This window comes from Streptomyces sp. NPDC050610, from assembly GCF_040654875.1.
Lineage (GTDB): Bacteria > Actinomycetota > Actinomycetes > Streptomycetales > Streptomycetaceae > Streptomyces.
Window position 1 is genome coordinate 18,903 of record NZ_JBFAIV010000041.1, and the last position, 25,431, is coordinate 44,333.

General features: G+C 68.9%; 29 protein-coding genes. 7 read left to right on the forward strand and 22 right to left on the reverse strand.

What is annotated here, in order from left to right; genetic code table 11:
• Positions 1-35: 35 nt before the first annotated feature.
• Positions 36-3,944, forward strand: a complete 3,909-nt coding sequence (locus AB0I22_RS34115) for a DNA-directed RNA polymerase subunit beta' (protein ID WP_363134880.1) — start codon at positions 36-38, stop codon at positions 3,942-3,944.
• A gap of 88 nt (positions 3,945-4,032) precedes the next feature.
• Here the strand turns inward: AB0I22_RS34115 and AB0I22_RS34120 are convergent, their stop codons facing one another.
• The 12 genes from AB0I22_RS34120 to AB0I22_RS34175 all read right to left on the reverse strand — a co-directional run bounded on the left by AB0I22_RS34120 (position 4,033) and on the right by AB0I22_RS34175 (position 14,475).
• Positions 4,033-4,305 carry a hypothetical protein gene (locus tag AB0I22_RS34120; RefSeq protein WP_363134881.1) on the reverse strand — a complete coding sequence of 91 codons (273 nt, stop codon included), beginning with the start codon at positions 4,303-4,305 and terminating at the stop codon, positions 4,033-4,035.
• Positions 4,302-4,577: a hypothetical protein gene (locus AB0I22_RS34125; protein WP_363134882.1), complete on the reverse strand. Its 276-nt coding sequence runs from the start codon at positions 4,575-4,577 to the stop codon at positions 4,302-4,304. The genes AB0I22_RS34120 and AB0I22_RS34125 overlap by 4 nt, the downstream gene beginning before the upstream one ends.
• 30 nt (positions 4,578-4,607) lie before the next feature.
• Positions 4,608-5,471 (reverse strand): peptidoglycan-binding protein, encoded by an 864-nt coding sequence (locus tag AB0I22_RS34130; protein ID WP_363134883.1) that lies wholly within the window; start codon positions 5,469-5,471, stop codon positions 4,608-4,610.
• Positions 5,472-5,564: 93 nt separating this feature from the next.
• Positions 5,565-5,888 carry a hypothetical protein gene (locus tag AB0I22_RS34135; protein WP_363134884.1) on the reverse strand — a complete coding sequence of 108 codons (324 nt, stop codon included), beginning with the start codon at positions 5,886-5,888 and terminating at the stop codon, positions 5,565-5,567.
• 44 nt (positions 5,889-5,932) lie between these two features.
• Positions 5,933-7,384: a phage tail protein gene (locus AB0I22_RS34140; RefSeq protein WP_363134885.1), complete on the reverse strand. Its 1,452-nt coding sequence runs from the start codon at positions 7,382-7,384 to the stop codon at positions 5,933-5,935.
• 31 nt (positions 7,385-7,415) lie between these two features.
• Positions 7,416-8,126, reverse strand: coding sequence for a hypothetical protein (locus tag AB0I22_RS34145; protein ID WP_363134886.1), 711 nt, complete (start codon positions 8,124-8,126; stop codon positions 7,416-7,418).
• Entirely contained in the window at positions 8,127-9,245 is a 1,119-nt protein-coding gene (locus AB0I22_RS34150; RefSeq protein WP_363134887.1) for a hypothetical protein, read from the reverse strand.
• Complete coding sequence (locus AB0I22_RS34155) at positions 9,242-10,390, reverse strand: hypothetical protein (RefSeq protein WP_363134888.1); 1,149 nt, start codon at positions 10,388-10,390, stop codon at positions 9,242-9,244. Before AB0I22_RS34155 ends, AB0I22_RS34150 begins: the two co-directional genes overlap by 4 nt.
• 76 nt (positions 10,391-10,466) lie before the next feature.
• Positions 10,467-11,405 carry a phage tail protein gene (locus AB0I22_RS34160; protein WP_363134889.1) on the reverse strand — a complete coding sequence of 313 codons (939 nt, stop codon included), beginning with the start codon at positions 11,403-11,405 and terminating at the stop codon, positions 10,467-10,469.
• Between the two features lie 132 nt (positions 11,406-11,537).
• Positions 11,538-12,716: a hypothetical protein gene (locus tag AB0I22_RS34165; protein WP_363134890.1), complete on the reverse strand. Its 1,179-nt coding sequence runs from the start codon at positions 12,714-12,716 to the stop codon at positions 11,538-11,540.
• Between the two features lie 42 nt (positions 12,717-12,758).
• Positions 12,759-13,832: a phage tail protein gene (locus AB0I22_RS34170; RefSeq protein WP_363134891.1), complete on the reverse strand. Its 1,074-nt coding sequence runs from the start codon at positions 13,830-13,832 to the stop codon at positions 12,759-12,761.
• 37 nt (positions 13,833-13,869) lie between these two features.
• Positions 13,870-14,475, reverse strand: coding sequence for a hypothetical protein (locus tag AB0I22_RS34175; RefSeq protein WP_363134892.1), 606 nt, complete (start codon positions 14,473-14,475; stop codon positions 13,870-13,872).
• A gap of 153 nt (positions 14,476-14,628) precedes the next feature.
• Here AB0I22_RS34175 and AB0I22_RS34180 point away from each other — a divergent pair, with 153 nt between their 5' ends.
• Positions 14,629-15,012 carry a DUF3592 domain-containing protein gene (locus tag AB0I22_RS34180; RefSeq protein ID WP_363134929.1) on the forward strand — a complete coding sequence of 128 codons (384 nt, stop codon included), beginning with the start codon at positions 14,629-14,631 and terminating at the stop codon, positions 15,010-15,012.
• A 16-nt stretch (positions 15,013-15,028) separates the two neighbouring features.
• Here the strand turns inward: AB0I22_RS34180 and AB0I22_RS34185 are convergent, their stop codons facing one another.
• The 4 genes from AB0I22_RS34185 to AB0I22_RS34200 all read right to left on the reverse strand — a co-directional run bounded on the left by AB0I22_RS34185 (position 15,029) and on the right by AB0I22_RS34200 (position 16,946).
• The gene (locus tag AB0I22_RS34185; protein ID WP_363134893.1) at positions 15,029-15,370 is read right to left on the reverse strand and encodes a hypothetical protein; all 342 of its coding nucleotides are present in this window, start codon (positions 15,368-15,370) and stop codon (positions 15,029-15,031) included.
• Positions 15,371-15,435: 65 nt separating this feature from the next.
• On the reverse strand, positions 15,436-15,726 hold the full coding sequence (locus AB0I22_RS34190; RefSeq protein WP_363134894.1) for a hypothetical protein: 291 nt from the start codon (positions 15,724-15,726) through the stop codon (positions 15,436-15,438).
• A 131-nt stretch (positions 15,727-15,857) separates the two neighbouring features.
• Positions 15,858-16,433, reverse strand: a complete 576-nt coding sequence (locus tag AB0I22_RS34195; RefSeq protein WP_363134895.1) for a phage tail protein — start codon at positions 16,431-16,433, stop codon at positions 15,858-15,860.
• A 105-nt stretch (positions 16,434-16,538) separates the two neighbouring features.
• A complete protein-coding gene (locus AB0I22_RS34200; RefSeq protein WP_363134896.1) occupies positions 16,539-16,946 on the reverse strand; it encodes a hypothetical protein in 408 nt (135 codons plus the stop codon).
• A 402-nt stretch (positions 16,947-17,348) separates the two neighbouring features.
• On the opposite strand from AB0I22_RS34200, the gene AB0I22_RS34205 reads away from it, so the two are divergent.
• Positions 17,349-18,353 (forward strand): hypothetical protein, encoded by a 1,005-nt coding sequence (locus tag AB0I22_RS34205; RefSeq protein ID WP_363134897.1) that lies wholly within the window; start codon positions 17,349-17,351, stop codon positions 18,351-18,353.
• A gap of 113 nt (positions 18,354-18,466) precedes the next feature.
• Here AB0I22_RS34205 and AB0I22_RS34210 read toward each other — a convergent pair whose 3' ends face one another.
• The 3 genes from AB0I22_RS34210 to AB0I22_RS34220 all read right to left on the reverse strand — a co-directional run bounded on the left by AB0I22_RS34210 (position 18,467) and on the right by AB0I22_RS34220 (position 20,979).
• The gene (locus tag AB0I22_RS34210; RefSeq protein WP_363134898.1) at positions 18,467-19,306 is read right to left on the reverse strand and encodes a DUF3592 domain-containing protein; all 840 of its coding nucleotides are present in this window, start codon (positions 19,304-19,306) and stop codon (positions 18,467-18,469) included.
• A 52-nt stretch (positions 19,307-19,358) separates the two neighbouring features.
• On the reverse strand, positions 19,359-20,012 hold the full coding sequence (locus AB0I22_RS34215; protein WP_363134899.1) for a hypothetical protein: 654 nt from the start codon (positions 20,010-20,012) through the stop codon (positions 19,359-19,361).
• Positions 20,013-20,256: 244 nt separating this feature from the next.
• Positions 20,257-20,979 carry a hypothetical protein gene (locus AB0I22_RS34220; RefSeq protein WP_363134900.1) on the reverse strand — a complete coding sequence of 241 codons (723 nt, stop codon included), beginning with the start codon at positions 20,977-20,979 and terminating at the stop codon, positions 20,257-20,259.
• A 440-nt stretch (positions 20,980-21,419) separates the two neighbouring features.
• On the opposite strand from AB0I22_RS34220, the gene AB0I22_RS34225 reads away from it, so the two are divergent.
• Positions 21,420-21,737, forward strand: coding sequence for a hypothetical protein (locus AB0I22_RS34225; RefSeq protein WP_363134901.1), 318 nt, complete (start codon positions 21,420-21,422; stop codon positions 21,735-21,737).
• 54 nt (positions 21,738-21,791) lie between these two features.
• Here the strand turns inward: AB0I22_RS34225 and AB0I22_RS34230 are convergent, their stop codons facing one another.
• The 3 genes from AB0I22_RS34230 to AB0I22_RS34240 are packed head-to-tail and all read right to left on the reverse strand — an operon-like array spanning position 21,792 to position 23,157.
• Complete coding sequence (locus AB0I22_RS34230) at positions 21,792-22,058, reverse strand: hypothetical protein (protein ID WP_363134902.1); 267 nt, start codon at positions 22,056-22,058, stop codon at positions 21,792-21,794.
• Positions 22,055-22,819, reverse strand: a complete 765-nt coding sequence (locus tag AB0I22_RS34235) for a hypothetical protein (protein WP_363134903.1) — start codon at positions 22,817-22,819, stop codon at positions 22,055-22,057. Before AB0I22_RS34235 ends, AB0I22_RS34230 begins: the two co-directional genes overlap by 4 nt.
• A gap of 8 nt (positions 22,820-22,827) precedes the next feature.
• A complete protein-coding gene (locus tag AB0I22_RS34240; protein ID WP_363134904.1) occupies positions 22,828-23,157 on the reverse strand; it encodes a WhiB family transcriptional regulator in 330 nt (109 codons plus the stop codon).
• Between the two features lie 289 nt (positions 23,158-23,446).
• On the opposite strand from AB0I22_RS34240, the gene AB0I22_RS34245 reads away from it, so the two are divergent.
• From AB0I22_RS34245 to rpsG, 3 genes are all read left to right on the forward strand, one after another.
• Complete coding sequence (locus tag AB0I22_RS34245) at positions 23,447-23,902, forward strand: helix-turn-helix transcriptional regulator (protein WP_363134905.1); 456 nt, start codon at positions 23,447-23,449, stop codon at positions 23,900-23,902.
• A gap of 647 nt (positions 23,903-24,549) precedes the next feature.
• Entirely contained in the window at positions 24,550-24,921 is a 372-nt protein-coding gene (rpsL, locus tag AB0I22_RS34250) for a 30S ribosomal protein S12 (RefSeq protein ID WP_030890788.1), read from the forward strand.
• Positions 24,922-24,923: 2 nt separating this feature from the next.
• Positions 24,924-25,394: a 30S ribosomal protein S7 gene (rpsG, locus tag AB0I22_RS34255; RefSeq protein WP_030890786.1), complete on the forward strand. Its 471-nt coding sequence runs from the start codon at positions 24,924-24,926 to the stop codon at positions 25,392-25,394.
• Positions 25,395-25,431 lie beyond the last annotated feature (37 nt).

Consider the following 25,431-nt stretch of genomic DNA (forward strand, 5'->3'; position numbering starts at 1 on the left):
TGAAGACACGACCCTGAAAGAGGGATTGACGACCAGTGCTCGACGTCAACTTCTTCGACGAGCTGCGGATCGGCCTGGCCACCGCGGACGACATTCGGACCTGGTCCCACGGCGAGGTCAAGAAGCCGGAGACCATCAACTACCGCACCCTCAAGCCCGAGAAGGACGGACTCTTCTGCGAGAAGATCTTCGGTCCGACGCGGGACTGGGAGTGCTACTGCGGCAAGTACAAGCGTGTCCGCTTCAAGGGCATCATCTGCGAGCGCTGCGGCGTCGAGGTCACTCGTGCCAAGGTGCGCCGTGAGCGGATGGGCCACATCGAGCTGGCCGCTCCCGTCACCCACATCTGGTACTTCAAGGGCGTTCCGTCGCGGCTGGGCTACCTGCTCGACCTCGCCCCGAAGGACCTTGAGAAGGTCATCTACTTCGCCGCCTACATGATCACGTGGGTGGACGAGGAGCGCCGTACGCGCGACCTGCCCTCGCTGGAGGCGCACGTCTCCGTCGAGCGCCAGCAGATCGAGCAGCGCCGCGACGCCGACCTGGAGGCCCGCGCCAAGAAGCTTGAGTCAGACCTGGCCGAGCTGGAGGCCGAGGGCGCCAAGGCCGATGTGCGCCGCAAGGTGCGCGAGGGCGCCGAGCGCGAGATGAAGCAGCTGCGCGACCGCGCGCAGCGCGAGATCGACCGCCTCGACGAGGTGTGGAGCCGCTTCAAGGGTCTCAAGGTCCAGGACCTTGAGGGCGACGAGCTGCTCTACCGCGAGCTGCGCGACCGCTTCGGCACGTACTTCGACGGCTCGATGGGCGCCGCCGCGCTGCAGAAGCGGCTGGAGACCTTCGACCTCGACGAGGAGGCCGAGCGCCTCCGCGAGATCATCCGGACCGGCAAGGGCCAGAAGAAGACCCGTGCGCTCAAGCGCCTCAAGGTCGTCTCCGCCTTCCTGCAGACCAGCAACAGCCCCAAGGGCATGGTGCTGGACTGCATCCCGGTGATCCCGCCGGACCTGCGTCCGATGGTGCAGCTGGACGGTGGCCGCTTCGCGACCTCCGACCTGAACGACCTGTACCGCCGTGTGATCAACCGCAACAACCGCCTGAAGCGGCTTCTCGACCTCGGTGCGCCCGAGATCATCGTGAACAACGAGAAGCGCATGCTCCAGGAGGCCGTGGACGCCCTCTTCGACAACGGTCGTCGCGGTCGCCCGGTCACCGGTCCCGGCAACCGCCCGCTGAAGTCCCTGAGCGACATGCTCAAGGGCAAGCAGGGCCGCTTCCGCCAGAACCTGCTCGGCAAGCGAGTCGACTACTCGGCGCGTTCCGTCATCGTCGTCGGCCCGCAGCTCAAGCTGCACCAGTGCGGTCTGCCGAAGGCCATGGCGCTGGAGCTCTTCAAGCCGTTCGTGATGAAGCGCCTGGTGGACCTGAACCACGCGCAGAACATCAAGTCGGCGAAGCGCATGGTCGAGCGCGGCCGCACCGTCGTGTACGACGTGCTCGAAGAGGTCATCGCCGAGCACCCGGTGCTGCTGAACCGTGCGCCGACCCTGCACCGCCTGGGCATCCAGGCCTTCGAGCCGCAGCTGGTCGAGGGCAAGGCCATCCAGATCCACCCGCTCGTGTGCACCGCGTTCAACGCGGACTTCGACGGTGACCAGATGGCCGTGCACCTGCCGCTCTCCGCGGAGGCGCAGGCCGAGGCCCGCATCCTGATGCTGTCCTCGAACAACATCCTCAAGCCGGCCGATGGCCGTCCGGTCACCATGCCGACCCAGGACATGGTGCTGGGGCTCTTCTTCCTCACGACCGATGAGAAGGAGCGCAAGGTCATCGGCGAGGGCCGCGCGTTCGGCTCGACCGCCGAGGCCACGATGGCGTTCGACGCCCGGGAGCTCTCGCTCCAGGCGAAGGTCGACATCCGCTTCCCGATCGGCACCGTCCCGCCGCGTGGCTGGACCCCGCCGGTTTCGGAGGAGGGCGACGAGCACGGCGGCGAGTGGCAGCAGGGCGACAGCTTCCGGCTGCGTACGACCCTGGGCCGCGCGCTCTTCAACGAGCTGCTGCCCGAGGACTACCCGTTCGTCGACTACTCGGTGGGCAAGAAGCAGCTCTCCGAGATCGTCAACGACCTGGCCGAGCGCTACCCCAAGGTCATCGTGGCGGCGACGCTCGACAACCTGAAGGCGGCCGGCTTCCACTGGGCGACCCGGTCCGGCGTCACCGTCGCCGTCTCGGACATCGTCGTCCCGGAGGCCAAGAAGGCCATCGTCAAGGGCTACGAGGCCCAGGACGAGAAGGTCCAGAAGCAGTACGAGCGCGGTCTGATCACCAAGGACGAGCGCACGCAGGAGCTCATCGCGATCTGGACCAAGGCGACCAACGAGGTCGCCGAGGCGATGAACGCGAACTTCCCCAAGACGAACCCCATCTTCATGATGGTCGACTCGGGCGCCCGAGGAAACATGATGCAGATGCGTCAGATCGCCGGTATGCGTGGTCTGGTGTCCAACGCGAAGAACGAGACCATCCCGCGACCCATCAAGGCGTCGTTCCGTGAGGGCCTCACCGTGCTGGAGTACTTCATCTCCACGCACGGCGCCCGTAAGGGTCTCGCGGACACCGCCCTGCGTACCGCCGACTCGGGTTACCTGACCCGTCGTCTGGTGGACGTCTCGCAGGACGTGATCATCCGCGAGGAGGACTGCGGCACCGAGCGCGGCCTCAAGCTGGACATCGCGACCAAGGGCGCCGACGGCGTGCTCCGCAAGACGGAGGACGTCGAGACCAGCGTGTACGCGCGCATGCTCGCCGAGGACGTCGTCGTCGACGGCAAGGTCATCGCGCCCGCCAACGTCGACCTCGGCGATGTGCTCATCGAGCAGCTCGTCGCGCACGGCGTCCAGACGGTCAAGACCCGCTCGGTCCTCACCTGCGAGTCCGCGGTCGGCACCTGTGCCTTCTGCTACGGCCGCTCGCTGGCGACCGGCAAGCTGGTGGACATCGGCGAGGCGGTCGGCATCATCGCCGCCCAGTCGATCGGTGAGCCCGGCACCCAGCTGACGATGCGTACCTTCCACACCGGTGGTGTGGCCGGTGACGACATCACCCAGGGTCTGCCGCGTGTCGTCGAGCTCTTCGAGGCCCGTACGCCCAAGGGCGTCGCCCCGATCTCGGAGGCGGCCGGCCGCGTCCGGATCGAGGAGACCGAGAAGACCAAGAAGCTCGTCGTCACCCCGGACGACGGCAGCGACGAGACGCCCTTCCCGATCTCGAAGCGCGCCCGTCTGCTGGTGGGCGAGGGCGACCACGTCGAGGTGGGCCAGAAGCTCACCGTGGGCGCCACCAACCCGCACGACGTGCTGCGCATCCTCGGCCAGCGCGCCGTCCAGGTGCACCTGGTCGGCGAGGTCCAGAAGGTCTACAACTCGCAGGGCGTGTCGATCCACGACAAGCACATCGAGATCATCATCCGGCAGATGCTGCGCCGCGTGACGATCATCGAGTCCGGCGACGCGGAGCTGCTGCCGGGCGAGCTCGTGGAGCGCACGCGCTTCGAGGGCGAGAACCGTCGGGTCGTGACGGAAGGCGGCCACCCGGCCTCCGGCCGTCCGCAGCTGATGGGTATCACCAAGGCCTCGCTGGCGACGGAATCCTGGCTGTCGGCCGCCTCCTTCCAGGAGACGACCCGAGTCCTGACGGACGCGGCGATCAACGCCAAGTCCGACAGCCTCATCGGCCTCAAGGAGAACGTCATCATCGGTAAGCTCATCCCGGCCGGTACGGGCCTGTCCCGCTACCGCAACATCCGGGTGGAGCCCACCGAGGAGGCCAAGGCCGCGATGTACTCGGCCGTCGGCTACGACGACATCGACTACTCGCCCTTCGGGACGGGTTCGGGTCAGGCCGTGCCGCTGGAGGACTACGACTACGGTCCGTACAACCAGTAAGCGGTTGCTTCGAAGGGCGGTCACCCCGGTTTCGGGGTGGCCGCCCTTCGGCGTGTCCGGCCGTACGGGCCGGGGTACGGCACAGGCTCTACCGGGCGGTCAGCCCCCACGCGGAGAGCACCAGGCCCACGAGGGCCGTGAGCGCGGCGATGCTGGCCAGCGGCCAGCGGGCCCGCTCCAGGGCGTAGAGCCGGGTCTCGTGGTCGGCGAGCTGCTTGTCGGTCTGGTCACTGCGCTGGACGAGCAGCGCGAGCGCGCCGTCTACCCGGGCGAACCCGGCCTCCATCGTGCCGCGGAGCCGTTCCAGCTCCAGGGCGACGGTGGCGGTGGTGCCGGACGCTTCCGTGTCGGTGTCGTTCATACGCGGCCCCGGTCGTCCTCGGCGGCGAGGGCGCGCAGGGCGGCGTCGCCGTTCGCGGGCGTGCCCTCGGTGCGGAGCCAGAGGGGGAGCAGGGCCTGCACGGCCGGCAGCGCCATGACGCGGGCGAGACCGCCCGCGGCGGCCAGCGCCCCCGCGATCCAGGGGAGGGTCACGGGGATGCCGGAGGCGTCGACGATCGTGGGGAGGACGACCGCGAGGCCGACGGCGGTCTGGAGAACGGTGCGGAGAGTCCGCTTAAGGGCGTCGGACAAGAGACGGCCTTTCTGCGTGGGGCTGGACGGTCAGGAGCGCGGGACCTTGAGCGCGTCCCAGGAGCTCCGGCCCGGCCAGCCGTCGGCGTCGGAGCCGCTGAAGCCGAGCTTGCGCTGCCACTTCGCGTAGGAGTTCCGGTCGGCGTCGCTCCACCGGGAGCCGGGGCCCTCGGCGTACGCGGAGCAGCCCTCCGCGACGAGGCGGCGGCCCATGGCGGTGACGACGGGGGAGTTGGGCCCGTCCTTGAAGAAGCCGGCGCCGGGGAAGGGCTCGTAGGACGGCTTGGGCGGCTTGGCCGGCGCGGAGCCGAGCCGGCCCGCGATCTTTCCGCGCATGCCGTCCATGGAGAAGCCGACCGGGTCGATCTTGGTGTTGGTCCACTCCTTGTGCCCGATGACGGAACCGGAGCCCCAGCCGTGCGCGCGGCAGATGGCGGCGGAGACCCGCTCGATGGCCTCCAGCTGGGCGGCGGGCCACGGGTCGTCGCCGTCTCCGAGGTTGATGCACTCGAAGCCGTAGAAGCGCACGTTGCCGTCGGTGTCGTTCTTGGTGGGGCGCGGCAGGCCGGACTCGCGGACGACGGCGTTCAGGACGCTGCTGTCGCCGCTGCCGGCGTGGTTGGCGCGGCCGTTGCCGACGAGGTGGACGGTGCCGGCCTTGTCGATGACGCCGTGGCACAGCGGGCCGGGGAGCTCGTCGTACCCGTCGTAGCAGAGGTCGACGCTGCTCTGGGTGCCGCTGGTGACGGTGTGGTGGATGATCACCCCGTTGACCGGGCCCCAGGCGCCCTTGTGGTTGCGGTTGTGGTTGCGCCAGTCGCCGACCTCGACGACGGTGACGCCTTCGGCGCGCAGGGCGGCGACGAACTGGTCTGCGGAGAGGGGGGTTGCCATGTGGATCGCTCCAGGGGAAGGGGGACGCGAACGCCCCGGACCGCGTGGCGGTCCGGGGCGTTCGCGTGGGTGGGGTGGGATGTGGCGCTGGGGTCAGGCGGGGACGGCGTAGGTGACGGTGACGGTGAGGTCGACCTGCCACGCGGCGCCGGGCTCGTCGGTGCGGACGACGAGGCCGGGGACTGTCACGTCCCAGCCCTGGCCGTCGGCGGCCAACTGGCCCTCGACCCAGTGGCTCCCTTCGAGGTGCGCCCCTGCGGTCAGCAACGTGATGCGCTGGCCTGCGCCGAGGAGCAGACCGCCTTCGGGGATGCGCACGGAGAACGGGCCGTGCTCAAAGGGGCTGGTGAGCGTAAAGGTCTGCGTGAGCGCCTCGATGGTCTTGATGGCGCCGGTGAAGAGGGATCGGGTGGTCATTGAGGGCTCCTGTGTGTGGCGGGATGGGGTGGGGCGGGGTGGGGTCAGGCGACGGCTGCCCACGTGGCATTGGCGTCGATGATGAGGGTCTTCGGGGCGAAGGATGCTGGGAGGGAGCCCTGGCCGGTCGCGGGGAGACGGCCGTAGCGGACGAAGGCGTCGCCCATACGGGCCGAGCCGGCAGGGTTGTCGCCGGCACCCGCAGCGAGGGCGAAGGCGGGGCCCTTGCCCAATTCGCTGGGGCCGTTGATGAGCAGTGCCACCCAGTAGCTGCCGGGCTGCGCCTCGTACGCCTTGGTCAGCGGGCAGGCCACGGTCGAGCCGCCCTTGACGACGTCCTTGAGGGAGTTGGTCATGCCGACCCGGGTGCCCGTGGCGTCGTACAGGCCCGCGTAGGTGGCCGCGCTGAGCGTCGCAGTGGTGTAGCCCGTGCAGTAGAAGACGACGTGGTTGATGGTCGTGGAGGTGTTGAGGCGGATGCCTATCAGATAGACGGACCCCGGGGTGCAGTACTGCGAGCGGGTGCCCGAGGAGGCGGCGGGGTCGAAGGTCCAGGCCTTGAAGCCGAGGTCGCTGGGGGACCAGGTGCCCGGGGTGGAGACCGCGTCGACGTATTCCTTGCGGGTGAGGTGGTGGGGATTGGTCGGGGCGGCGGTGGAGAAGGGCGGGGAGGTGAAGATCTTCGCGTTGTCGATCGTCTGCGGACCGGAGAGCAGTACGGCCGTGCCCTCCGGGACCGCGCCGACGGCCGTGGCGTCGAGGACGACCTTGCCGGTCCTGTCGTTCACCGACTGGACCGGGACGTCGGCCGGCTTCACGTACCGCAGGTCGCCGGCCGCCTGGTCCAGGGCGCCCACGTCCATGGCGCTCAGGACGACCGCGCCCTTCTTGCCGTTGACGGACGACACCGGGGCGACCGCGCCCGGCGGCAGCTGCGCGGCCGGGACCTTGCCGGTCTCGTCGAGGGCCGCGACACCGCTCGCCACGCCGACCGAGGAGGCCGGGACCGCCTGCACGTCGGCGGCCGCGAGGGTGATCTCCGCGGTGCTCCTGCCGTTGACGGACTGGACGAGCCCCGGCGCGCCCGCCGGACCCGCGGGGCCGGGGGCGCCGGCCGGTCCGGGCGGGCCCGGGACGGCGACGTACTCGGGGGCCTCGGGGTTGACCGGGGCGATGTCGGCGAGGTCGACGGTCCGCTGGGAGGCCGGCAGCACGATGTTGTACGTGCGGTTCACCGACAGCCCGGACAGCTGCTCGATGACGGTGTACTGCCACTTCACCGGATTCATCCCCGGGGCGTCCGTGGCGGGCAGGACGGCCTTGATCCGGCCCTCCGCGTCGAGCTGGGCGACGATCGGGCCGCCGAGGATGAGGTCGGTGTCGGGGTGCGTCAGCAGCGTCGGCGCCTGGAAGGTGACGTTCCCGGTGAGGGGGAGGCCGTCCGGGGTGAGGTAGTGGGCGGTGACGGTCACGGTGGGGATGTTGTCGGGCAACATGTGCGCAACTCCAAGGGGGTTGAGGACGAGGTCAGGACTGGACGCCGTACAGCGCACGCGGCCTGCAGGAGACGGAGCCGCCGGCGGCTGCCGCGCGAGCCTGGATCTGGAAGGTCACTCGGCTGTTGAACGGGACCCCGATGGGAGCGGTGAACTCCAGCGGCCCCGGGCCGGCCGGACCGACCTGGGCGTCGTTGACCAGCAGCCGGACCTCGCCGCCCGCCGTGGCGGCGATCAGGCAGTAGAGGTTCGGGTGCTGGGCGATGGCTTCGCCGCTGTAGAGAGTCGTCCACTCCGGGGCGCCGGTGGACTCCCAGCGGCCGGTGTTCTCCGGAGTCGGCATCGGGTACGGGATGTACGGCCGGGCGAGCCCTTCCCCCGTGGTGTCGTCCGCGAAGAGGGCGTTGCCTTTGCGGTCGAAGACCTTCACCGACTGGCTCGGCTGGAGGTCGGGGGCCTCGGCGTGCACCGACAGCGCCTTCGAGCCGTCGTCGCGGCGGACGAAGAAGCCCTGCTGCTCCCCGTCGGGCCGGGCGGGGGAGACCTGGCCGATGTAGAGGAGCTCCGCGCCCTTCTGCTCGTCGCGGTTGCGGACGGCCAACTGCCCGCCGTCGCTGATGACGACGTTGCCGCCGCTGACCCGGTCCATGGCGGGACGGGTGTTCGCGCTGCCCATGAGCGCCCGTACCTGCCGCTCCAGCGAGCGGATGCGGTCGAGGAGGTCGGTGGGGATCGCGGCCATCTATGCCTCTTCCAGATAGAGCTTCGCGGTCTCGCTCTTGCCGCGCGCGGGCGGGGCGACGGTCAGGCCCACGACGCGGTAGCGCAGGTCCGGGCCGTCCATGTGCCAGCCGTCGCGGATGCGCAGCCGGACGGGCGCGCCGATGAGGGCGGGGGTGATGCGCCCGTCCACGCGGATCGTCACCTCGGGGATGATCTGCGGCCTGCGGGCCCGGGCCAGTTCGGCTCGCGCCGCGCTGTTCAGGACCGCCTGATCCGAGACACCGCTGTGGTCCGAGGAGTTCTCCAGGCGCGGCCAGCCCGCGTCGAGGTCCTCGGTCGAGACGGCGGGCCGGGACACCTCCGGGAGCGAGTCGGAGGCCTGGTTGCGGTTGGCGGACTCGCCCCGGGCGACCCAGACGTTGGCCTGCACGGTCGAGTCGGCCGGCAGGCTGTAGGTGAGAACCTGGCCGGGCCGGTCGAGGACGATGTCCGCGTCACTGGTCGCGATCTTCGGATGGCCGAGCTGGAGCTTCTTGACCCGTGCGCCCGTCTCGGGGTCCCGGAAGCACTGGACGCGCCACTCGAAACCGTCCTGCATGGCGGCCAGTTGGTCGATCAGCTCACGCACCCGCGCCAGGTCCGTATAGCCGTAGCCGCGGTTCCACACCACGCCGGAGAGGTCGTCCCCGTAGGTGATGCCGAGGTCGCCGCCCGGCTGCGACTGAACGTGCCGGACTAGGGCACGGACGATCTCGAACTGGTCGACGGCCGAGAACGTCTGGTCCTCGGCCAGGATGCGGTGGTCGAGATAGGAGTCGAAGGTGCCCGCCTGGATCTGTACGGTCAGCCGGCCCCGCTCGTCGCCTGCCGGGGTGCACGTCCACAGGATGCCGCCCCACCAGATGTCGGAGCCGCGCTCCAGCCAGACCGCGGTGCGGCCGGGCTGGAGCGCGGTACGGGCCCGCTGCGCGAGGGCCGTATCGGGGAGCGGCACCGTGGCGCGCAACTGCCCCGGCTTGCCGATGAAGTCGTCGAACTCGACCTCGGTGAGAGGCAGCGAATCGATGACCCGGTCGGTGAGCAGATCGCAGAAGAGGGCTCGGTAGGTGACCTCCGCCGTCGGCGTCATCCGCCTCATGCGTTGACCTCGTAGGTGCCCCAGACCTCGTACCAGTTGTCGGGGGTCGGTGCGATCGGGTGGTCGGCGTCCGCCCATGCGGCGGACGGGCGGCCGTTCGAGTCGTTGCAGCACCAGCCGCGGACTACGCCCGTCCCGTCCGCGACGCCGCTGATCCGGTTGTTCGGGCCCGACCGGTAGACCTGACAGCCGCCGAAGTAGTAGGCACCGTTGTTGATGGGACCGATGCGGCCGCGGAAGTGCGCGCTGATGGCGACCGTCGGGGGGACGGGCAGGGTCAGGTACCAGTTGCCGTTGCGGTTGGGCCCGCCCCAGTCGCTGGTGGTGCCGATGCGGAGCGAGGCGTAGAAGCGGACCTCGGAGCCGACCTTGATGTACCGGCCGGTCAGCGAGCCGTTGCCGGTCTTGGGCTGCGGCCCGTTCTCCGCGCCCCACTTCGGCGTGTAGGCCTGCCAGGTCGGGACCGGGTCCGGGTACGGCTTCCACACCGAGCCGTCCCAGCGCTCCAGACCCACCCCGGTGTCGCGGTACTGGCCGGGGTAGGCGCCGTTGAAGCCCAGGCCCCAGCCGCGCGGGATGATGCCGCCGACGGCGACGGTCACCCGGCGCCGGTCCTTGACGGCGGACTTCCAGTTGATGCCGCCGGCGCCCGTCGACGCACCCGCCGGGATCGACACCTCGGCTAGGGCGAGCGAACCCGACGGCGTCGGCGGGGCGGCCGGGTCGGCCGACGGGGCGCCCTGGACGATCTCGATGACGGCGGCCGTCTTGTCGGAGGCGTCCTGGTCGTTGTCGTAGACGCGTACGACGACGAGGTCCACGCGCGGGTTGCCGGGGTCGCCGTCGGCGAAGGTGATGCTCGTGAACTCCGGTACGTACACGGGGTAGGCGCCGGCGACCTCGGTGCTCTGGATGACCGCGCGGCCCGGGGAGACCGTCGCGCTCATGCCGGCGGCGCCGCCGGAGACCTGGAGGCCGGAGACCGTCTGGTCTCCGTTGGGGGAGCCCGGGATCACGCCGTCGCGCGAGGTCAGCGGGCCGGAGGGGGTCATGGCGCCGAGGGGGGCGAGCCGGGTGTCGATGCGGGACTGGCCGCCGTCGCCGTCGGGGGTGCCGTTGAGCAGCCAAGCGCTGCGGATGTTCATACCGTTCTCCAGGGTGGTGTGCGGGTGTGGGTGGGGACGCGGCGGCCGGCGCCGTCATGCCGTCGTCGGGCGCGGCCTACCAGTGCGCGTCGCGCCAGGTCACGGAGACCGAGGGCTGCGGCGTGCCGGCGTCGCCGGAGGAGGAGCCGGGCGCGCAGCGGAACGCGAAGGACGCGGTTCCCGGGGCCAGTTGGAAGAGCAGCTCGGGCGTCGACCACGCGGTGGCGGTGTGGATGCGGGACGTGGTGCCGTTGAGGACGACCGTGCCCGTACCGGTGTCGACGGTCAGGACGTCCGAGGGAGCGAGCGCGATGTCGTACTCGATCCGCAGACCGTCGCTCAGCCGGGTCAGCGACGGGCGGCGAACGGGCCCGCGGAACTCGATCACCGGATTGGCCGGGGCGTCACCGGCGTTGACGGCGGTGACCAGGCCGGTCGCGCCGGGCGCGCCCCAGTCGAGGGGCCAGCTCAGTCCGCCGGCCTGCCAGTTCAGGCCGTTCTCCGGGGTCGGCAGCCCCGTGGAGACGGTCTGCTCGTCGATGGAGAAGCGGCGTGGGTCGGCGCAGACCCACTGCACGGTGGCCTTCGCCGCGCCCTGCGTCAGGAACATCCGGTCCTGGGGGATGGAGCGCTGGCTGACCCGGGCCTGGCAGGCGAGAGTCTCGCCGTGCAGCCGTACGGCCAGCCACTGTTCGCCGCTGTGCACGGCGGTGGCGGCCCGGAACTGCGCGGCGACGGCCGCCGCCTGGGCGGGCTGGTCGGGCAGCAGCCAGATGGGTGCGGTGACGGTACGGGCCTGGGACCACTGGGAGCCCGGCCAGGCGCCGTGCTGGTCGGGGCGGAGGACGTCGCCGCTGTCGAGGCCGGGCAGGTCGGCCCAGCCGGTGAGCCCGGTATCGGCGATCTCGTAGTCGGTGCCGGGGCCGAACAGCAGTCCGGCCCACTGGATCTGCCCGTCATGGGTGATCAGTGAGCCGGGGGGTGCGGTGGCCGTGTTCATTTGTGTCGGGGGCATGGGTGGGAGGCCCTCCCTTCTCGTTTACGTCGTCTGCGACGTCGCGTGCGGCATCGTTGTGCTGCGTGCTGCGTGCTGCGTGCTGCGTGCTGCGTGCTGCGCCGTGTGCCGCGTCGTGCGCTACGCCGCGTGCTATGCCGTGCGTGCCAGGAACAGCAGCTCCTCGGCGATGCCGTGGGAGCCTCGGTGCTCGGGCTCGTAGTAGTTCTCGATGCACGGGGCCCGCCGGGGCGCCTTCGTGGCCCGGGCCGCCTCGGCCGTGCGGGCGAGCAGCCGGTCGAGGGCGGAGAGCGGGAAAACGGCCTCGGCCTCGCCGGCCTCGGCGAGGATCACGGGCACGCCGCCGTGGCGAGGGGTGACCACGCCGCCCTGGGCGAGCATCGGGATCTTCGACAGGTTCACCCCGAACTTCTTGCCGAGGATGCTGAAGCTGAGGCTGTTGAGGCCGTCGATCACCCAGTTGGCGAAGGAGATGATCCCGTTGAGCGGCCCCTTGACGACGCCCACGACCATCTGGAACCCGCTCTGGAGGAAGTCGCCCATGCCGTGCAAGGCCTTCTCCATCGCGGAGTTGACCTTGTGGAACCCGCCGGGGAGGGACTTGGTGACCCACTTGACGACAGGCTCGACGATGCTGCGGACGGCGTTCCATTCGGCCTTGATCACCGTGAGGTAGGCGGTGACGACCGGGACGATCACGGTCAGCGCAGCATTGATCAGTTCGCCGACGGTGGTGAAGACCGTCTCCATGAGCTGCCGACCCAGCTTGGAGTCCATCGCGAACTCGATGAGCTGGGTGGCGAACGGGGCGAGGAGCGTCGCGATGAGGACGAACGGGTTGGTCTTCATGACGAGGTTGACCGCCGTCATGATCTTGGAGGCGATGCTCAGATTGCCGCCGAGGAGACCCGTGAGGCGCCCGATGACGCCCGCGCCCTTGCCCTGAAGGGCGATGGACTTGGTGGCACCGTCGGACTGCCGCTTGATGCTCTTCAGCAGCCGCGAGGACTGCTGGGCGCCGGTCTTCGACTTGAGGAGGCCGGTGTTGGCGGTGCCGGCCTGCTTGCCGAGCGCGGTGGCGGCGCGTCCGGCCGCGGTGGCCCCGGTGCCGAACTGCTTGAGGTCCTTGCCGGTCTGACCGGTGGACGACTTGATGCGGTCGACGGTGCGGGAGGCCTTGGTGATGCCGGTCTGGGTGGTGCGGATCGTGCGGGTGGCCTGGCTGAGCGCGGTGCCGAAGCTACGGAAGGCTCCGGCGGAGTTGGCGAGCGGGTCGCGCGGGACGCGGCCGATGGCCACTGCTGCCGCCATGGTGGTCTTCCCTCCCCTCTGGCATGGGGGACATCAGGTGCCTCATCCGCGGGCCTTGGCGAGGAACATCAGCGCCAGGGCGGTGTCCTTGGGATCGCTGGACGACGTGGCGTAGTAGTTCTCGATGTGGAAGCCGTCGCCGCTGCCGCGGTTCCCGATCGCTCCGGCGGAGGCGAGACGGGCCTGTACGGCCGTACGGGTCAGCAGCCGGTCGAGCTTCGACAGCGGCATGACGGCCTCGGACTCGCCGGCCTCGGCGACGATCGCGGGCACGCCGCCGCTGCGCGGCGCGACGATGCCGCCCTCGGCGAGCATCGGGATGCGCGGAATGCTGACCCCGAAGGTCTTGCCGCCGACGAGGGGCACCCAGCCGGGGATGGAGACCTTGATGCCGTTCAGCGCCCCGATGGCGAGGTTGATCAGGCTGATCACGCCGTTGAGCGGGGCCTTGACCGCCGACTTGATCCCGTCGAAGACGCTGCCCGCGAAGCGGGACAGTCCGCCCCAGGCGTTGGAGAGCGCGTTCTTGACGGTGTTGAACGCACCGGGGATGGCGGAGCCGATCCACGTGGCGATGGGCAGGATCGCCTTCTTGATGCCGTTCCAGACAGTGGAGATGACCTTGCCGGTGGTCTTCATGATGGGCCCGATGGCCTTCATGACGGTCGAGACGACCTTGCCGATGACGTCGAACGCCACCTTCATGATCTTCTGCATCGCCTTCGACTTGGACGCCATGGCGACGACCTTCTCGATGAGCGGTGCGAAGAGTTCGAGCAACATCCCGATGACGTTGCCCTTCATGGACTTGTTGAGCCCCTTGAACCCACCGTCGGCCTTCTTGAGCCCGCCCTGGAACTTGCCCATGGACTGGCCGCCCTTGCCGGCCTCCTTGCCGACCTTGGCGACCGACTTGGTCACCTGGTCGGCGGCGGTCTTCATGCCCTTGAGCTCGCGGGTGGACTGCTTGGCGGAGTTCTTGATTTTGCCGACGTTGGTGTTGGCGGTGCCGGCTTGCTTGCCTAGGGTGCCGGAGGCTTTGGCTGCGCCGTCCAGGCCGGTTTTGAAGCCTCGGAGTGAGCCGGAGGCTCTGCCGAGGGATTGTACTAGGGACATGTTCTATCCAAATCGCCCGAGTTGCCTTCTTCGAGGTTTATCCGATTTCTCTGCTGGCTCCATTGGCGGCTCGTTCGAGCCCCTTGAGTTCCCGGGTCGACTGTCTGTAAAAAGTCACGGCATCCCGCAGGGTCTTCTTGGCTTCATCCTTTTTTTGCTCGGCGGCCCGGGTGATTTTCCTGAGATCATTGAGGGCTTTCCCCGCCTCGATGCGAGCTGCATCAAGCTCGCCTCTTGTCAGCTTTGCCCGGAGTTGGAGATCCGAGTCCTCAGGGTTGAGCCTGGCTCGACGGTCCGCTGCGCGGGCTTTTACGGAAGCCTCGTCGGCTGCGTCAGACCACCTTTTTGCCCTGCGCAACCCCCTAACCTCTTTGCTTTCCGCCCAGGGCCACGTAGTTATCTGCTTACCGAGGAAGCTCATCCCTTTTTCGTCGACTTTGAAACCCGTAAAATCTGCTTTGAATCCGGTGAGGCCGCCGGCCGCGAAGCCGCCGCTCAGCTTTGCCGTGTCCCAGCCCGCACTGAAGCCATTTACGGTTATGGCTATGTCATTGACTTTTTTCTTGAGGTGATCGTAGTCGGCTTGGAACGGCACTGTTCCCGGGAGGAGTGGGGAGTCGTTCTTGTTAGTCTCAGTGGACATGTCACTACCTCAATTGCCTCTAATGTCCGCACAAGGGGCGGGATTTCCACTTTATTTTTTGGGTCTGTCGTGTAAAATCCTCCTGTTTCCAGGCAAAGAATCAGATCGGGAGGGGTTTTGCTGCATTGGCTTGCCGCCAACATTGGCTGGCTCGTGTACGGCTTCGTTACGGCGGTAACGGTAGGCGGGCTTTTGATTCCGTTTGGCGTATATCCGCTATTGGTTGACCGCAGGTTGAGATCCAATGGAGTTACGGTCAAAGCCCAGTGCATCAGGGGCTCTTGGTCTGAAGACCGAGTAAGGGAGACCTTTCGCTTCAGGACGCTCGCCGGTAGGGCTCACTCCTACCGCAGCCCGCTACGTGATGGACGCATAGCCTCCGACGGGGAGACGGTCGACATTGTTTACGACCCGCGGAAACCCCGCAGGGCTCGAACTGTTCGGGAATTGGAGTCTCCCGAACGGTTCTTCCTGTGGGGTGGGCTTGCTCTGGTGGTTATTTTGCAGCTCGGATTCCTGGGCTTTGCCATCTTCTAAGGAAGCCCGGTCGCCTCTAAAGGAAAAATTTCGTGAGTTCCTCGGCGCTGGGCAGGTCTACTGAGGACAGGCTGGTCTCGGAAAAATTCTCCACGTGCCCGTCATTCCCGCCGGGTCGGGGCACTGGCTCTGGATAGTCCAGTGGATCAGCGTCATCGCCACTGTTCAACGTGGTTGTGATCCAGTTGGCCACAGCCAAATGATCGACCACTGCGGCAAGCAAATGCGTCGACGCCTCCCATTCCACGGCTTCCCCGTGCGCATCACGATTTACGGCGCTGTCGCGTGGCATGTGCTTGACCAGCACCGAGAGCCGTCGCGTCGACAGCGCCCCCCGGTGCCAGTCCAGCAAGTCCACGCCGTAATGCCGTAGCAGATCGGCTTCGAGAGCCTCGGCGTGTTCTTCTACGAACGCGTCGAGGCTCAGTCTTCCCCCAGGCCGAGCCCGGTCTCCTCGCCGTACGCCGCCAGGATCGCGGCGATGTCCTGCATCGTGACGTCGTGCTCGACGAAGAGCTTGAACTGCTTCTCGCCCAGCAGCAGTCCCAGCAGCCCGTCGACGTCGTTGTCGTCGAGGTCGCGCAGGGAGCGGGCCGTGCGGTGGCCGATCTCGGTGGGGAGTTCGAAGGTGTCGCCGTCGAGCTGGAAGGACCACGACTTGCCGTGGGCCTCCAGGCGCTGGGCGCGGGCCGCGTTGACGTCGAATCCGGACATGGTGCTGCTCCTTGAGAGAAGAGAAAGAAGAGGGGCGGGCGCCGCCCCGCGTCGGGGCGGGGCGCGGGGCGGCGGCCCTGTTCAGGCGGTCCGCTGGTCCGCTGGTCTGCGGAAAGGGCTGGGCTACGGCCTTACTTGGCCGCGAACGCCTTGTCCTTCATCAGCCAGGTCGCCAGCGGCGCGCCGGCCTTCGCGGACAGAGCCGTGAACGTGACGCCCAGCTTGACCGCGCCCTTGCGGTTGAGGTCCATGTCATCGCTGACGGTGACCACACCGCGCGGCACGACGAAGCGGTAGCGGACATCGGCGCCGTCGGTGAACTCCAGACCCAGCGCGCGCTCGTCCTCGCCCTGGTCGCTCTGGATCTCGTACTTGTAGATGCCCGAGTTCGGAGCGGTCTCGGCGACGTCGCCGCCACCGAAGAAGAACGGCAGCGTGTCCTCGTTGAGCTGGAGCATGCCGAACTTCAGGGTCAGTTCGCGCTCGGTGTAGATCGTGCGGGCCGGGGTCAGCGACTGCCAGGTGTCGACGTTGGCGGTCTTGCCCTTGCGGCCGAACTTCACACCGTCGGTGCTGGTGTAGCCCAGGTCGTGCCAGGAGGGGCTCCACTCGGCGGTGGTGTCGAGGGGGGCGTCGGTGCCGACCTTGGCGACGAGGATGCGGCCGGTGCCGGCAACGCGGATCTCGCTCGGGTTCATACCGGGCATGGGGTTCTCCTTGATGAGAGTGATGGGTGAGGTGGTGCGGGGTACGGCAAAGGCCCCGCCGGTAGGGGCGAGGCCTGGGGAGGAGCGTGCGGGGTCCGTCCGGAATTACGCCGGGCGGAGTGAGAGACGCACCGTGGTGAGGTAACGATTGCCGGCGGGCCGGTTGTAGTCCGGCAGCCAGCGCACGGCCTCGGTCTCGACGACGTCGGTGACGACCGCGGTCCCGTAGACGGTGCCGCGGAGCTGGAGGAGCGCGGCGCGGACGGACAGCGACACGGTGTGTGCCGTCGTCTTGTCCGGTCCGTAGACCTCCAACTCGACGAGGGGCTGGTCGAGATGGAGGTCGTCGACCCAGGCGCCGCCGGTCCGGGAGACCAGCACCACCTTCTGCGTACCGTCGAAACCGCTGGGCGGACGGTTGTCGACAACCACTCCGGCCATCTCCGGCCGGTACTTCAGGTTCTCGACGATGAGGCGTTCCACATCGGGGAACGAGAGCAGGGCCTCATTCACATGCGGTCTCCTTTCGAGAGGCATTCCCGATGCCGCCCGCGGATGACGGGCGGCTGGTGCGTGGGGCGGCCGGCGTGTGCGGCGCGGAGGCGAGCGGTGCGGTAGGGAGAGCGGGCTTGCCGTATGCGGCCCGTACGTACCGGCCGCCCAACGCGAAGCGGCGGTGCCGCCGCCCTGTTGTGGGCGCAGCTCCGCCGCTGCACTTATTGTGAACGAGATCGTGCGGGCGCGCAACTAGAAGGTTCTTGCCCGCAATTACGGTGCCATGAGGTGCTGACCCCACGGTGGTGACATGACGTCGCGTTCATCCAACTCCCCAAGGGGCGGCCGTGGCCCCGCCCTTGAGGGGGACGGGCCGAACGCACATTGCTGCGGATCCATAAGCCGTGATCAGCTCGGCGCATGGAAGCGAAACTGACGTGGACCGTGCGGTTGTGCGCGGTTCTCGTCTGCGTAGTCACCCTCATCACCTGCTTCTGGGCGCTGGGGGACTCGGCCAAGCCGCCGCCGCACACCGGTGTGCGGGTGGGCGCGTGGACGGTGGCCGGGCTGCTGTTCGTACGCGCCGGGCTGCTGTGGGTGCGGCATCGGCTCATGAGGCGGGTGCCGGTCGTGCTGAGCCTGAGCAAGAACGGAGTACCGGGCCCCATCAGGCCGGCCGACGGAGCGCCGCTGCCCGTCGATTCCGAGGCCCGGATCCGCTGGCGGCTGGCTGCCCGGATTGTGCTGACGTTCTCCGCGGGCCTGACGATCATGTCGATCGGCAGCTGGGTGGAGCCCGGTTCGAAGCTCGACTTGCTGCGGGCCGCGGGCGGGAAGGTGACCGAGGCCGTGGTCGTGGAGACGCCGCGCCATATCAAGGAGCACACCTATGTCTCCGATGGCGAGACCCTCACCTCGCATTGGTCCTCGGACCTGATGCTGTCCGTCCCCGGTGCGCCGAATGGCGGCCGTATGTCCTTCGAAGACGCGCTCACCAGCGGGGAGCCCCGGCGAGGGGACCGGATGCAGGTGCTGTGGTCACCGGACCGTCCGGAGTTGCACGGCTATATCGACAAGGACACGGACCTGCGCCTGTACGCGCATGGTGGCGAGTGGGACCTCACGCCGAGCAGGGACTGGGTGGTGGGGCTCATCCTCGTCGTCGCTCTCTCGTGCTTCTTCGGATCGCTCAGCATCGTGCTCGCCGATGAGGACAAGCTTCAACGGCAGGCGTGGTCACCCGTGGACCAGACGGTCTTCGCCGTCATCGGGGCGGCCTGGGCCATCGGAACGACCCGCCTGCTGGACGGCGCGTACCCGTCCGACGCACAGCAGGGCCTGGCGTTCTGGGGTTGGCTGCTTCCTCTTGCCTGGGGCGCGGCCGCTCTGATCCTGCGGCGCCTGCGACGCCGTCCGCGGGTCTGAGCCGGCCTCGTACACCCCGGCTCCTACGCCCTTGCGGCACTTCCTCGCCTGCCGACCTCGCACAGGAGGGCAGGTGTTCCTGTCGGGGCGGAGGGACCCGATTCGGCCCGCGCTCACCCCGGCAGGAGAGGATTCAGCACCAAAAACAGCGGTAGGGCCAGCGACAAGGCCATGAGTGAGCCGAAGAAGGCCTGGAACACACCCCGCACCATGCCTCCGGCTCGTCCCACGCCCCGTGCCCTTTGCGGCTCTTCCGGGTCGTACGTCACGTCCAGGTGCGGTGTCTTGAAGAACTGGCGCACCAGGACGGAGGACCGGGCAGTGATCTGGCGGCCGTCCACGGTCCGGAACTGGTAGATCGGGCGGTGTTCCTCCTCCGAACTGACCCATTCGTACCTGATGACGCGCCCCGGGACCGTGATGCCCCTGCGCCGCAGGATCGCGGCATCGCGAAATACGTCGCGCCATGACTTGACGACCAGCGTGGCTCCGATGGGGCCGAGCCAGAGCACCATGTGGACCGGCGGTACGACCTCCTCCTGGCCCGCCCGGTACAGCGCGGTGACGGCAAAGGCGAGGTAGGCCATTGCCGCAAGGCTGTACTTCAGCAAGCCCGGCCGGTCCAGCCATCGGAGCCAGGCGTGGCGGCGCACGTGGGTGGTCACCCGGGACGGCCCATCCGACACCCGCCGCACGTCGACCAAGGCCGATCGCAGGGACTGCGTGAACGTGTGGGCGGCTGTGGAGTTCCGAGTGACCAAAGAGAATGCGTCGGGCGCGCTGCCGCCGGACAGCCGGATACGCACCGTGGTGCTGTCATGCACGACTTCGGAGATCGATTCCAGGGGCACGGTCCACGTCGTACGGCCGCGTACGACGGTCACCATGGCGCTTCCCAACCGGAATTCGGCGCCCCGCCCCCGTAACACCACACCGCTCGATATCTGCGTCATGAGCGTGATCATATGGTGTGGAAACTTGTATTCCGGTGGGGTCGTCGCGTTGTCAGATGGCTGGCCGCGGGATCGAGTCGCGGATTTCCGCGATCTCCCTTTCCACGTCGCGATACTGGTCCGGTATCGAGCGGGGGAGGCCGGATTCCCCGTCGCCGGAGTCGAGTTCCCGCAGGCGGTCGCCTGCCGCGTTGAGCCTCGCCTGCAGTGCGTAAGCGCTCTGCCCGGTCAGACCGGCCCAAGCGATTTCCGTGGCCGCCGCTTCCAGGGCCGCGTGGGAGCGCTCGCGGATCGGTGCGAGCTGCTCCCGCAGTACGGTCAGAGAGACAGCAAGAGCGCCGAGCTCGCCGATCAGCTCGTTCAGCCGCTTCATAATGGACGCTCGGGACTGGACGTAATCCCCGAAGTACTCGTGGTCCGCGGACATCGCGTCGAAGTCCGCGTTCTCGATGGCTTTTTCGTCGGCCCAGCGAACGCGCCGCGCCTCGTACGCGTTCATATCGGCGAGCAGGCTTTCCCACAGCCGCTCGTGCTCGGCGAACTGGGCCCGCGCCGCCGCCGTCGGCAGCGCGCGGTCCCCGTTCAGCAGCTCTTCGGTCTCGCGCCGCATCTCGTCGAGCATGCCGAAGCTCCGCCCCGCCAACTCGTGCGTCTCGTCCGCCATGTGCATCAGGTCGACAAAGGCGGCCCGGCCTTCGGCGAGCATCTCCTCGTACGTCTCTTCCGGGTGCTGCTCCGAGTGCTGCTCCCGCCTTTTCCGTTCCCACATGCTCTTCTCCCCACCATGCTTTCCGACCCCGCCACAAGCACCGAAATGAGTGCGAGCCGCCCTCGGACTGGCTCGAAACCGGCCCCCGTCCGCGCTATCAGCTCCGCCCGCTCCCGTACTGTTCACAGGGCGGCGGGCCTCCGGCGCCCGGTGCCGGCGGATCACCCTCGCCGACGCGCGCTCAGTACGCCGGCCGCGGGATGGAGTCGCGGATCTCCGCGATCTCCGTCTCCACGTCGCGGTACAAGTCGGTGACCATGCGGTCGGGCTCGATCTCCACGCTGCCGGCGTCCAGGGCGCGCAGGCGGTCGCCGACAGCGTTGAGCCTCGCCTCCATGGCGAAGCGGCCCGAGACGGACGGGCCGGCCGAGGCGAGTTCGCCGGTGGCCGCCGCTATCGCCGCGTAGGCGCGTTCCCTGATCGGGGCGATTTTCGCGGGCAGTCCCAGAAGCTTGTCCCGCAGGCGGGCGAGGGATTCGGTGACGCCCTCCAAGGTGGGGAACATGGAGGCGCAGTACTGGCCGTACTCCGTGAAGAACTCGGCGGCGGACTTGATCTCCTCGAATTCGGGGCCCACCAGCATGTCGGAGTCGTCCCACGTGGCGTGCATTTCCTCGAACGTGGACATCATCGAGTCCACGTTGTCCAACGTGTCCTGGCTCTGTGCCAACTGGCCGCGGACCGAATCCACCGGCACCCCGTCGCCGAAGCCGAACGTCGCCGAGATCTGGTCGAGGGCCTCTTCGAACCGGGCGCGCGCGTCCTGCAGTGCTCCGTGGACCTCTTCCGCCGCTTTCATCACATAGGCCAGCGTGTCCCAGGCTTCCATCAGCAGCCGGGCCTCCGCGTTGCGCCGCCGTCCCCACATGCCGTCCCCGCCCCTCCGCGTGCGCCCTGCGCGCATGAAGGGATCTTACGTTCGACAGGGGTCGGGCGCGGCTGTCGAAGGCGGCTGCCGCCGCGGCGGTTGCGGTCCTGCGTGCGGCAGGGGTCCCGGTCACCGAGCCGCCCGGGGCCGACGAGGGCGTGCGAGCCGTCAACCGCCGTCGGTTCGACGAGCCGGCCACCGGAGCGGCCGGTCCCCTCGCCCGCCGCCCCTCCCCATGCCCCTGCACGTAATGGATCCATCGCCCGTTTGAGAGAGGGTGGCTGGGGAAGTCGCGGGCTGTCCCCCTGATGAGACGGTGTGTCAGACCGGCGGGTTAGATTAATGGGCGATCGCGCACACTCCTGGGTATCTCACGACAGATGCACTGGAGGCGTCACGGAGGGGCATATGAGTCGGCCAGTAGCACCTGGGGGTGGCATGAGCGAGTCAGTCGTGGGGTGCGGAGGAGTCACACGGTGAGTGTCCACAGCGAGCGGCTCGCGGAGGTCGTGGCCGCCACCGTGGAGGTGGCCGCCGAATCCGGGTCCGCGGGAGTCTTCACCGACGACGTCGCGCAGGCGCTGGCCGCCGTCGTCGGCAAGGTGGCGGACAGGGCCGTCGACGCCGCTGAGCTCAGTGGGTTCGTCAGTGGGTGGCAGGAAGCCATCGAGGCTGTGGGGGATGACGCCTCGGCGCTTGCTCAGGTGGTGCGGATGGCCTCGCGAGGCAGCATGAGCGGCGGTTCCTCCAATAGGAACCCCAGCAAGAACGATTCTTCGCCCCGGGTCCGGTAGGTCGGCACATCAAAGGAGCGCCCCGCAGCCTTCCCGGCTGCGGGGCGCTCCTCTTTATACAGACGCCCTGCCTATATAAGGGGACGGCTCACGCCCGCGCGCGGCGCTCGGGCGGCGCTCGTGCGCTCTGCGCGTCGCGCGCTCCGCCGCGAAGACGTCCTCCAGCCGGAACAGGTGCGACCGGCCCCGGCGGCCCGCCGGGGCCAGGTGCTTGAGCTGGACCCACTTGCGGATGGTGTCCGGGACCACTGCCGTCTCTTCCGCCGCCATCGCCGTCGTCACCAGCGCGGACGTCGGTATGTACGTAGGCACTGTCGTCATCGGGAACCCTCCGCGTTCGCGTCCTCGTCCGGTATCTCGTCCTGCGCCGCCGTCAGCTCCGCCAGGTCGCCGTCCGTCGCCGCCGCGAGCCGCCGCCATTCCGCGCGGACCCAGGAGTGACGATGGCGGGCGTCCGTACGGCAGGTGCAGGCCGGGTCGGCGCAGCGGCAGCCGGGGTTGACGCACAGGACCATCTCGCGGTGGGGGAAGACGCGCAGGGAGACGGAGTCGCAGTGCGGGCAGCGGCCGCTGACGCGGACCGGGGTCTCGGCGTCGCCCAGCGCCAGGGAGCAGCGGCGGGCCATGCGGCGGGCCTCGCCCCGCACGTGCTCCGCGAGAACCGGCTGCGCCGAGACGCGGTCCAGCAGGTCCAGCAGCCGGGTCAGCCGCTGCTCCACCGTGCCGCGCTTCGGGCGCGGGACGCGCAGCTTCTCGCAGACCGCCTCCTCCAGCTCCACCACCCCGTCGGTGATGTCACGGATGGTGTCCGAGATGAACAGGCGGATGGGGGCGCCGGGGGCCGTCGGCCTACCGCCCCGGCCGCCACCGCCGGTGACGGAGGGGCGGGCGGTGCGGCTGGGGGCGAGTTCCTGGCTCAGCTCGGGGAACTGGCGGAGCAGGATGCCCAGCCATACCCCCGCCGGATCGGGGCGGCCGGGGCTGTCGGGACGGACCGGCCGATCGGGCGGGGAGGCGCGGTCGGGCAAGGCGGCGCGGCCAGGCAGGGCAGCGCGGTCGGAGCGGTCTGGGCTGTGGGTCATGGCTGCTCCTACGGGTGGTCCGGGTAGTCGACGGCGAGGTCCGGCTCCGGGGTCAGGTCCGTCGGGATCCTCACCTCCTTGCCGTTGCGCCATAGACGCCCGCCGCTCACCCCGTCGAACCAGCTCTCCGCCGGGGCGACGGTCTCCAGACAGCGGCGGCGTACGGGGCAGATGGCGCAGGCGCGCAGGGCGGGAAGGGCGGGTTTGGGGCGGTGGGCGAAGACCGTCTCGTCCGGGAGGCCGGCACAGGCGGCGTGAAGGCGCCAGTCGGCCGCGCGGGTGGCGGCGGGGTAGGCGTCCTTGTGGAGGACGGTGTGGACGAGCGCGGATGCGGGCATGGCAGGTGGCCCCTCTCAGGGCAGGGGAGGGGTTGCGGAGGCCCTCGTTGCCCTTGTTGCGGTTGCGCAATCAACGTTAGCGAGTTTGCGTGCGAGAGCGCAACAAGTGATCGCTGTGCGTCGCCTTCTACGGGTCCGGAGGGGCGTTGCTAGCCAAGTGGCGCGAATCATGGGCTGCGGGGTAGCGGGTTGCGCACTCGCACCGCATTCTGGTTATTGCGCGCGCGATCGGACGGTAGGGTCTGTTGTTGCGGAGGGAGAGCGTGCTATGGGCGAAAAAGGCTCGGATATGGAGCGTTTCGCGAGCTGGGTCGAGGGGCTGATGCGTGAGCGCGGATACGACATCGACAGCCCGCGGGGTGGCGGCAGGTCCCGGCTGGCGGAGGACGCGGGCGTGCACCGAGCCGCGGTGACGCGGCTCCTGCAGCGGCAGAGCCTGCCGGACCTGGAGACGATGCGCGCGCTGGCGCGCGTGCTCGGCGTGGGTCTGCGCGACATGCTGATCGAGTCCGGCAGGGTGACGGCGGACGACCTGCCGCTGCCCGGTGCCGGCCGGGGCGGCGCGGCGACCGCGGGCCTCGGTGCCGGGCAGGTGACGCCCGCCGAGGCGGCCGGCCTGCTCGGCATTCCCGACAGCCACCGGCGGCAGTTCGTCGAGATGACCGAAATGATCATCGCGGTGGCCGGGGGGCGCCCGGCCGCGGCGCACGGTGGCGTCCAGCGGGGAGTATGGGCCAGCCGCTGAACGCGGACCCACGGTCGAACAGGCGAGCCAGGCCGGCCAGGTCGCTCGGGTTGACACGATGGGCCGCGTCCGCCATGTCGTACGTGCCGGCCGTCGGGTGTGGCCGTTTGCCGCGAGCGAGTGACTGGGTCAGGGTGATTCGCCCAGCCGTTCGGCGCCGCCTCGCGTGACCATCCCCGTGTGTCAGGTCACCCGTGGCGCCACTCGTGGCATTCCCTCACGGGCATCGGCGCTGCCCGGCCGCCGCGCGGCCCCTGGGCGGACCCGGACCGTCCGGCCCCGATCGCCGGGGCCCTTGGGGCGCCTGGGCGGCGGCGGTACGGTGGGGTGCGGCGGACCCGAGCCGCGCGGGCTCCCTGATCGGCGACATGCGCCGCACGTCAGGGTGTCCTCCGCGCGTGCATTTGTTTTGACCGCAGCCCATGCGGTAGGTACGCTCAGACCTTGTGCCTGGGGTGTGCCCGGGTCCTTGTGCGTGCATTCGTCCGTACGGGACATCGAGGACAAGCCGCCGATCCACTAAGCACTTTCCACCGTTTTCGCGGTGTGAGGCGCGGCGTGGAGTGTGCGACACACCCGACCGCGTGGGTCGGAGAAGCGCCTCAGGTTAGTTTTATCGAGATCGGCACACAGAAACCGGAGAAACGGTGCCTACGATCCAGCAGCTGGTCCGGAAGGGCCGGCAGGACAAGGTCGAGAAGAACAAGACGCCCGCGCTTGAGGGCTCGTCCCAGCGCCGCGGCGTCTGCACGCGCGTCTTCACGACCACCCCGAAGAAGCCGAACTCGGCCCTGCGCAAGGTCGCCCGTGTGCGCCTGACCAGCGGTATCGAGGTTACGGCCTACATTCCGGGTGAGGGACACAACCTGCAGGAGCACTCCATCGTGCTCGTGCGTGGTGGCCGTGTGAAGGACCTGCCGGGTGTTCGTTACAAGATCATCCGCGGTTCGCTTGACACCCAGGGTGTCAAGAACCGCAAGCAGGCTCGCAGCAAGTACGGCGCCAAGAAGGAGAAGTAAGAATGCCTCGTAAGGGCCCCGCCCCGAAGCGCCCGGTCATCATTGACCCGGTCTACAGCTCTCCTCTGGTGACCTCCCTCATCAACAAGGTCCTGCTGAACGGCAAGCGCTCCACCGCCGAGCGCATTGTCTACGGCGCCATGGAGGGACTGCGCGAGAAGACCGGCAACGACCCGGTCATCACGCTCAAGCGCGCGCTGGAGAACATCAAGCCCGCCCTTGAGGTCAAGTCCCGCCGTGTCGGTGGCGCGACCTACCAGGTGCCGGTCGAGGTCCGTCCGGGCCGCGCCTCCACCCTCGCGCTGCGCTGGCTCGTCGGTTACTCCCGCGCCCGCCGCGAGAAGACCATGACCGAGCGCCTCATGAACGAGCTGCTGGACGCGTCCAACGGTCTCGGCGCCTCTGTGAAGAAGCGTGAGGACACCCACAAGATGGCCGAGTCCAACAAGGCCTTCGCGCACTACCGCTGGTAGTCGCTACCCACATCGAGACCGAGAGAAGACTGAGCCA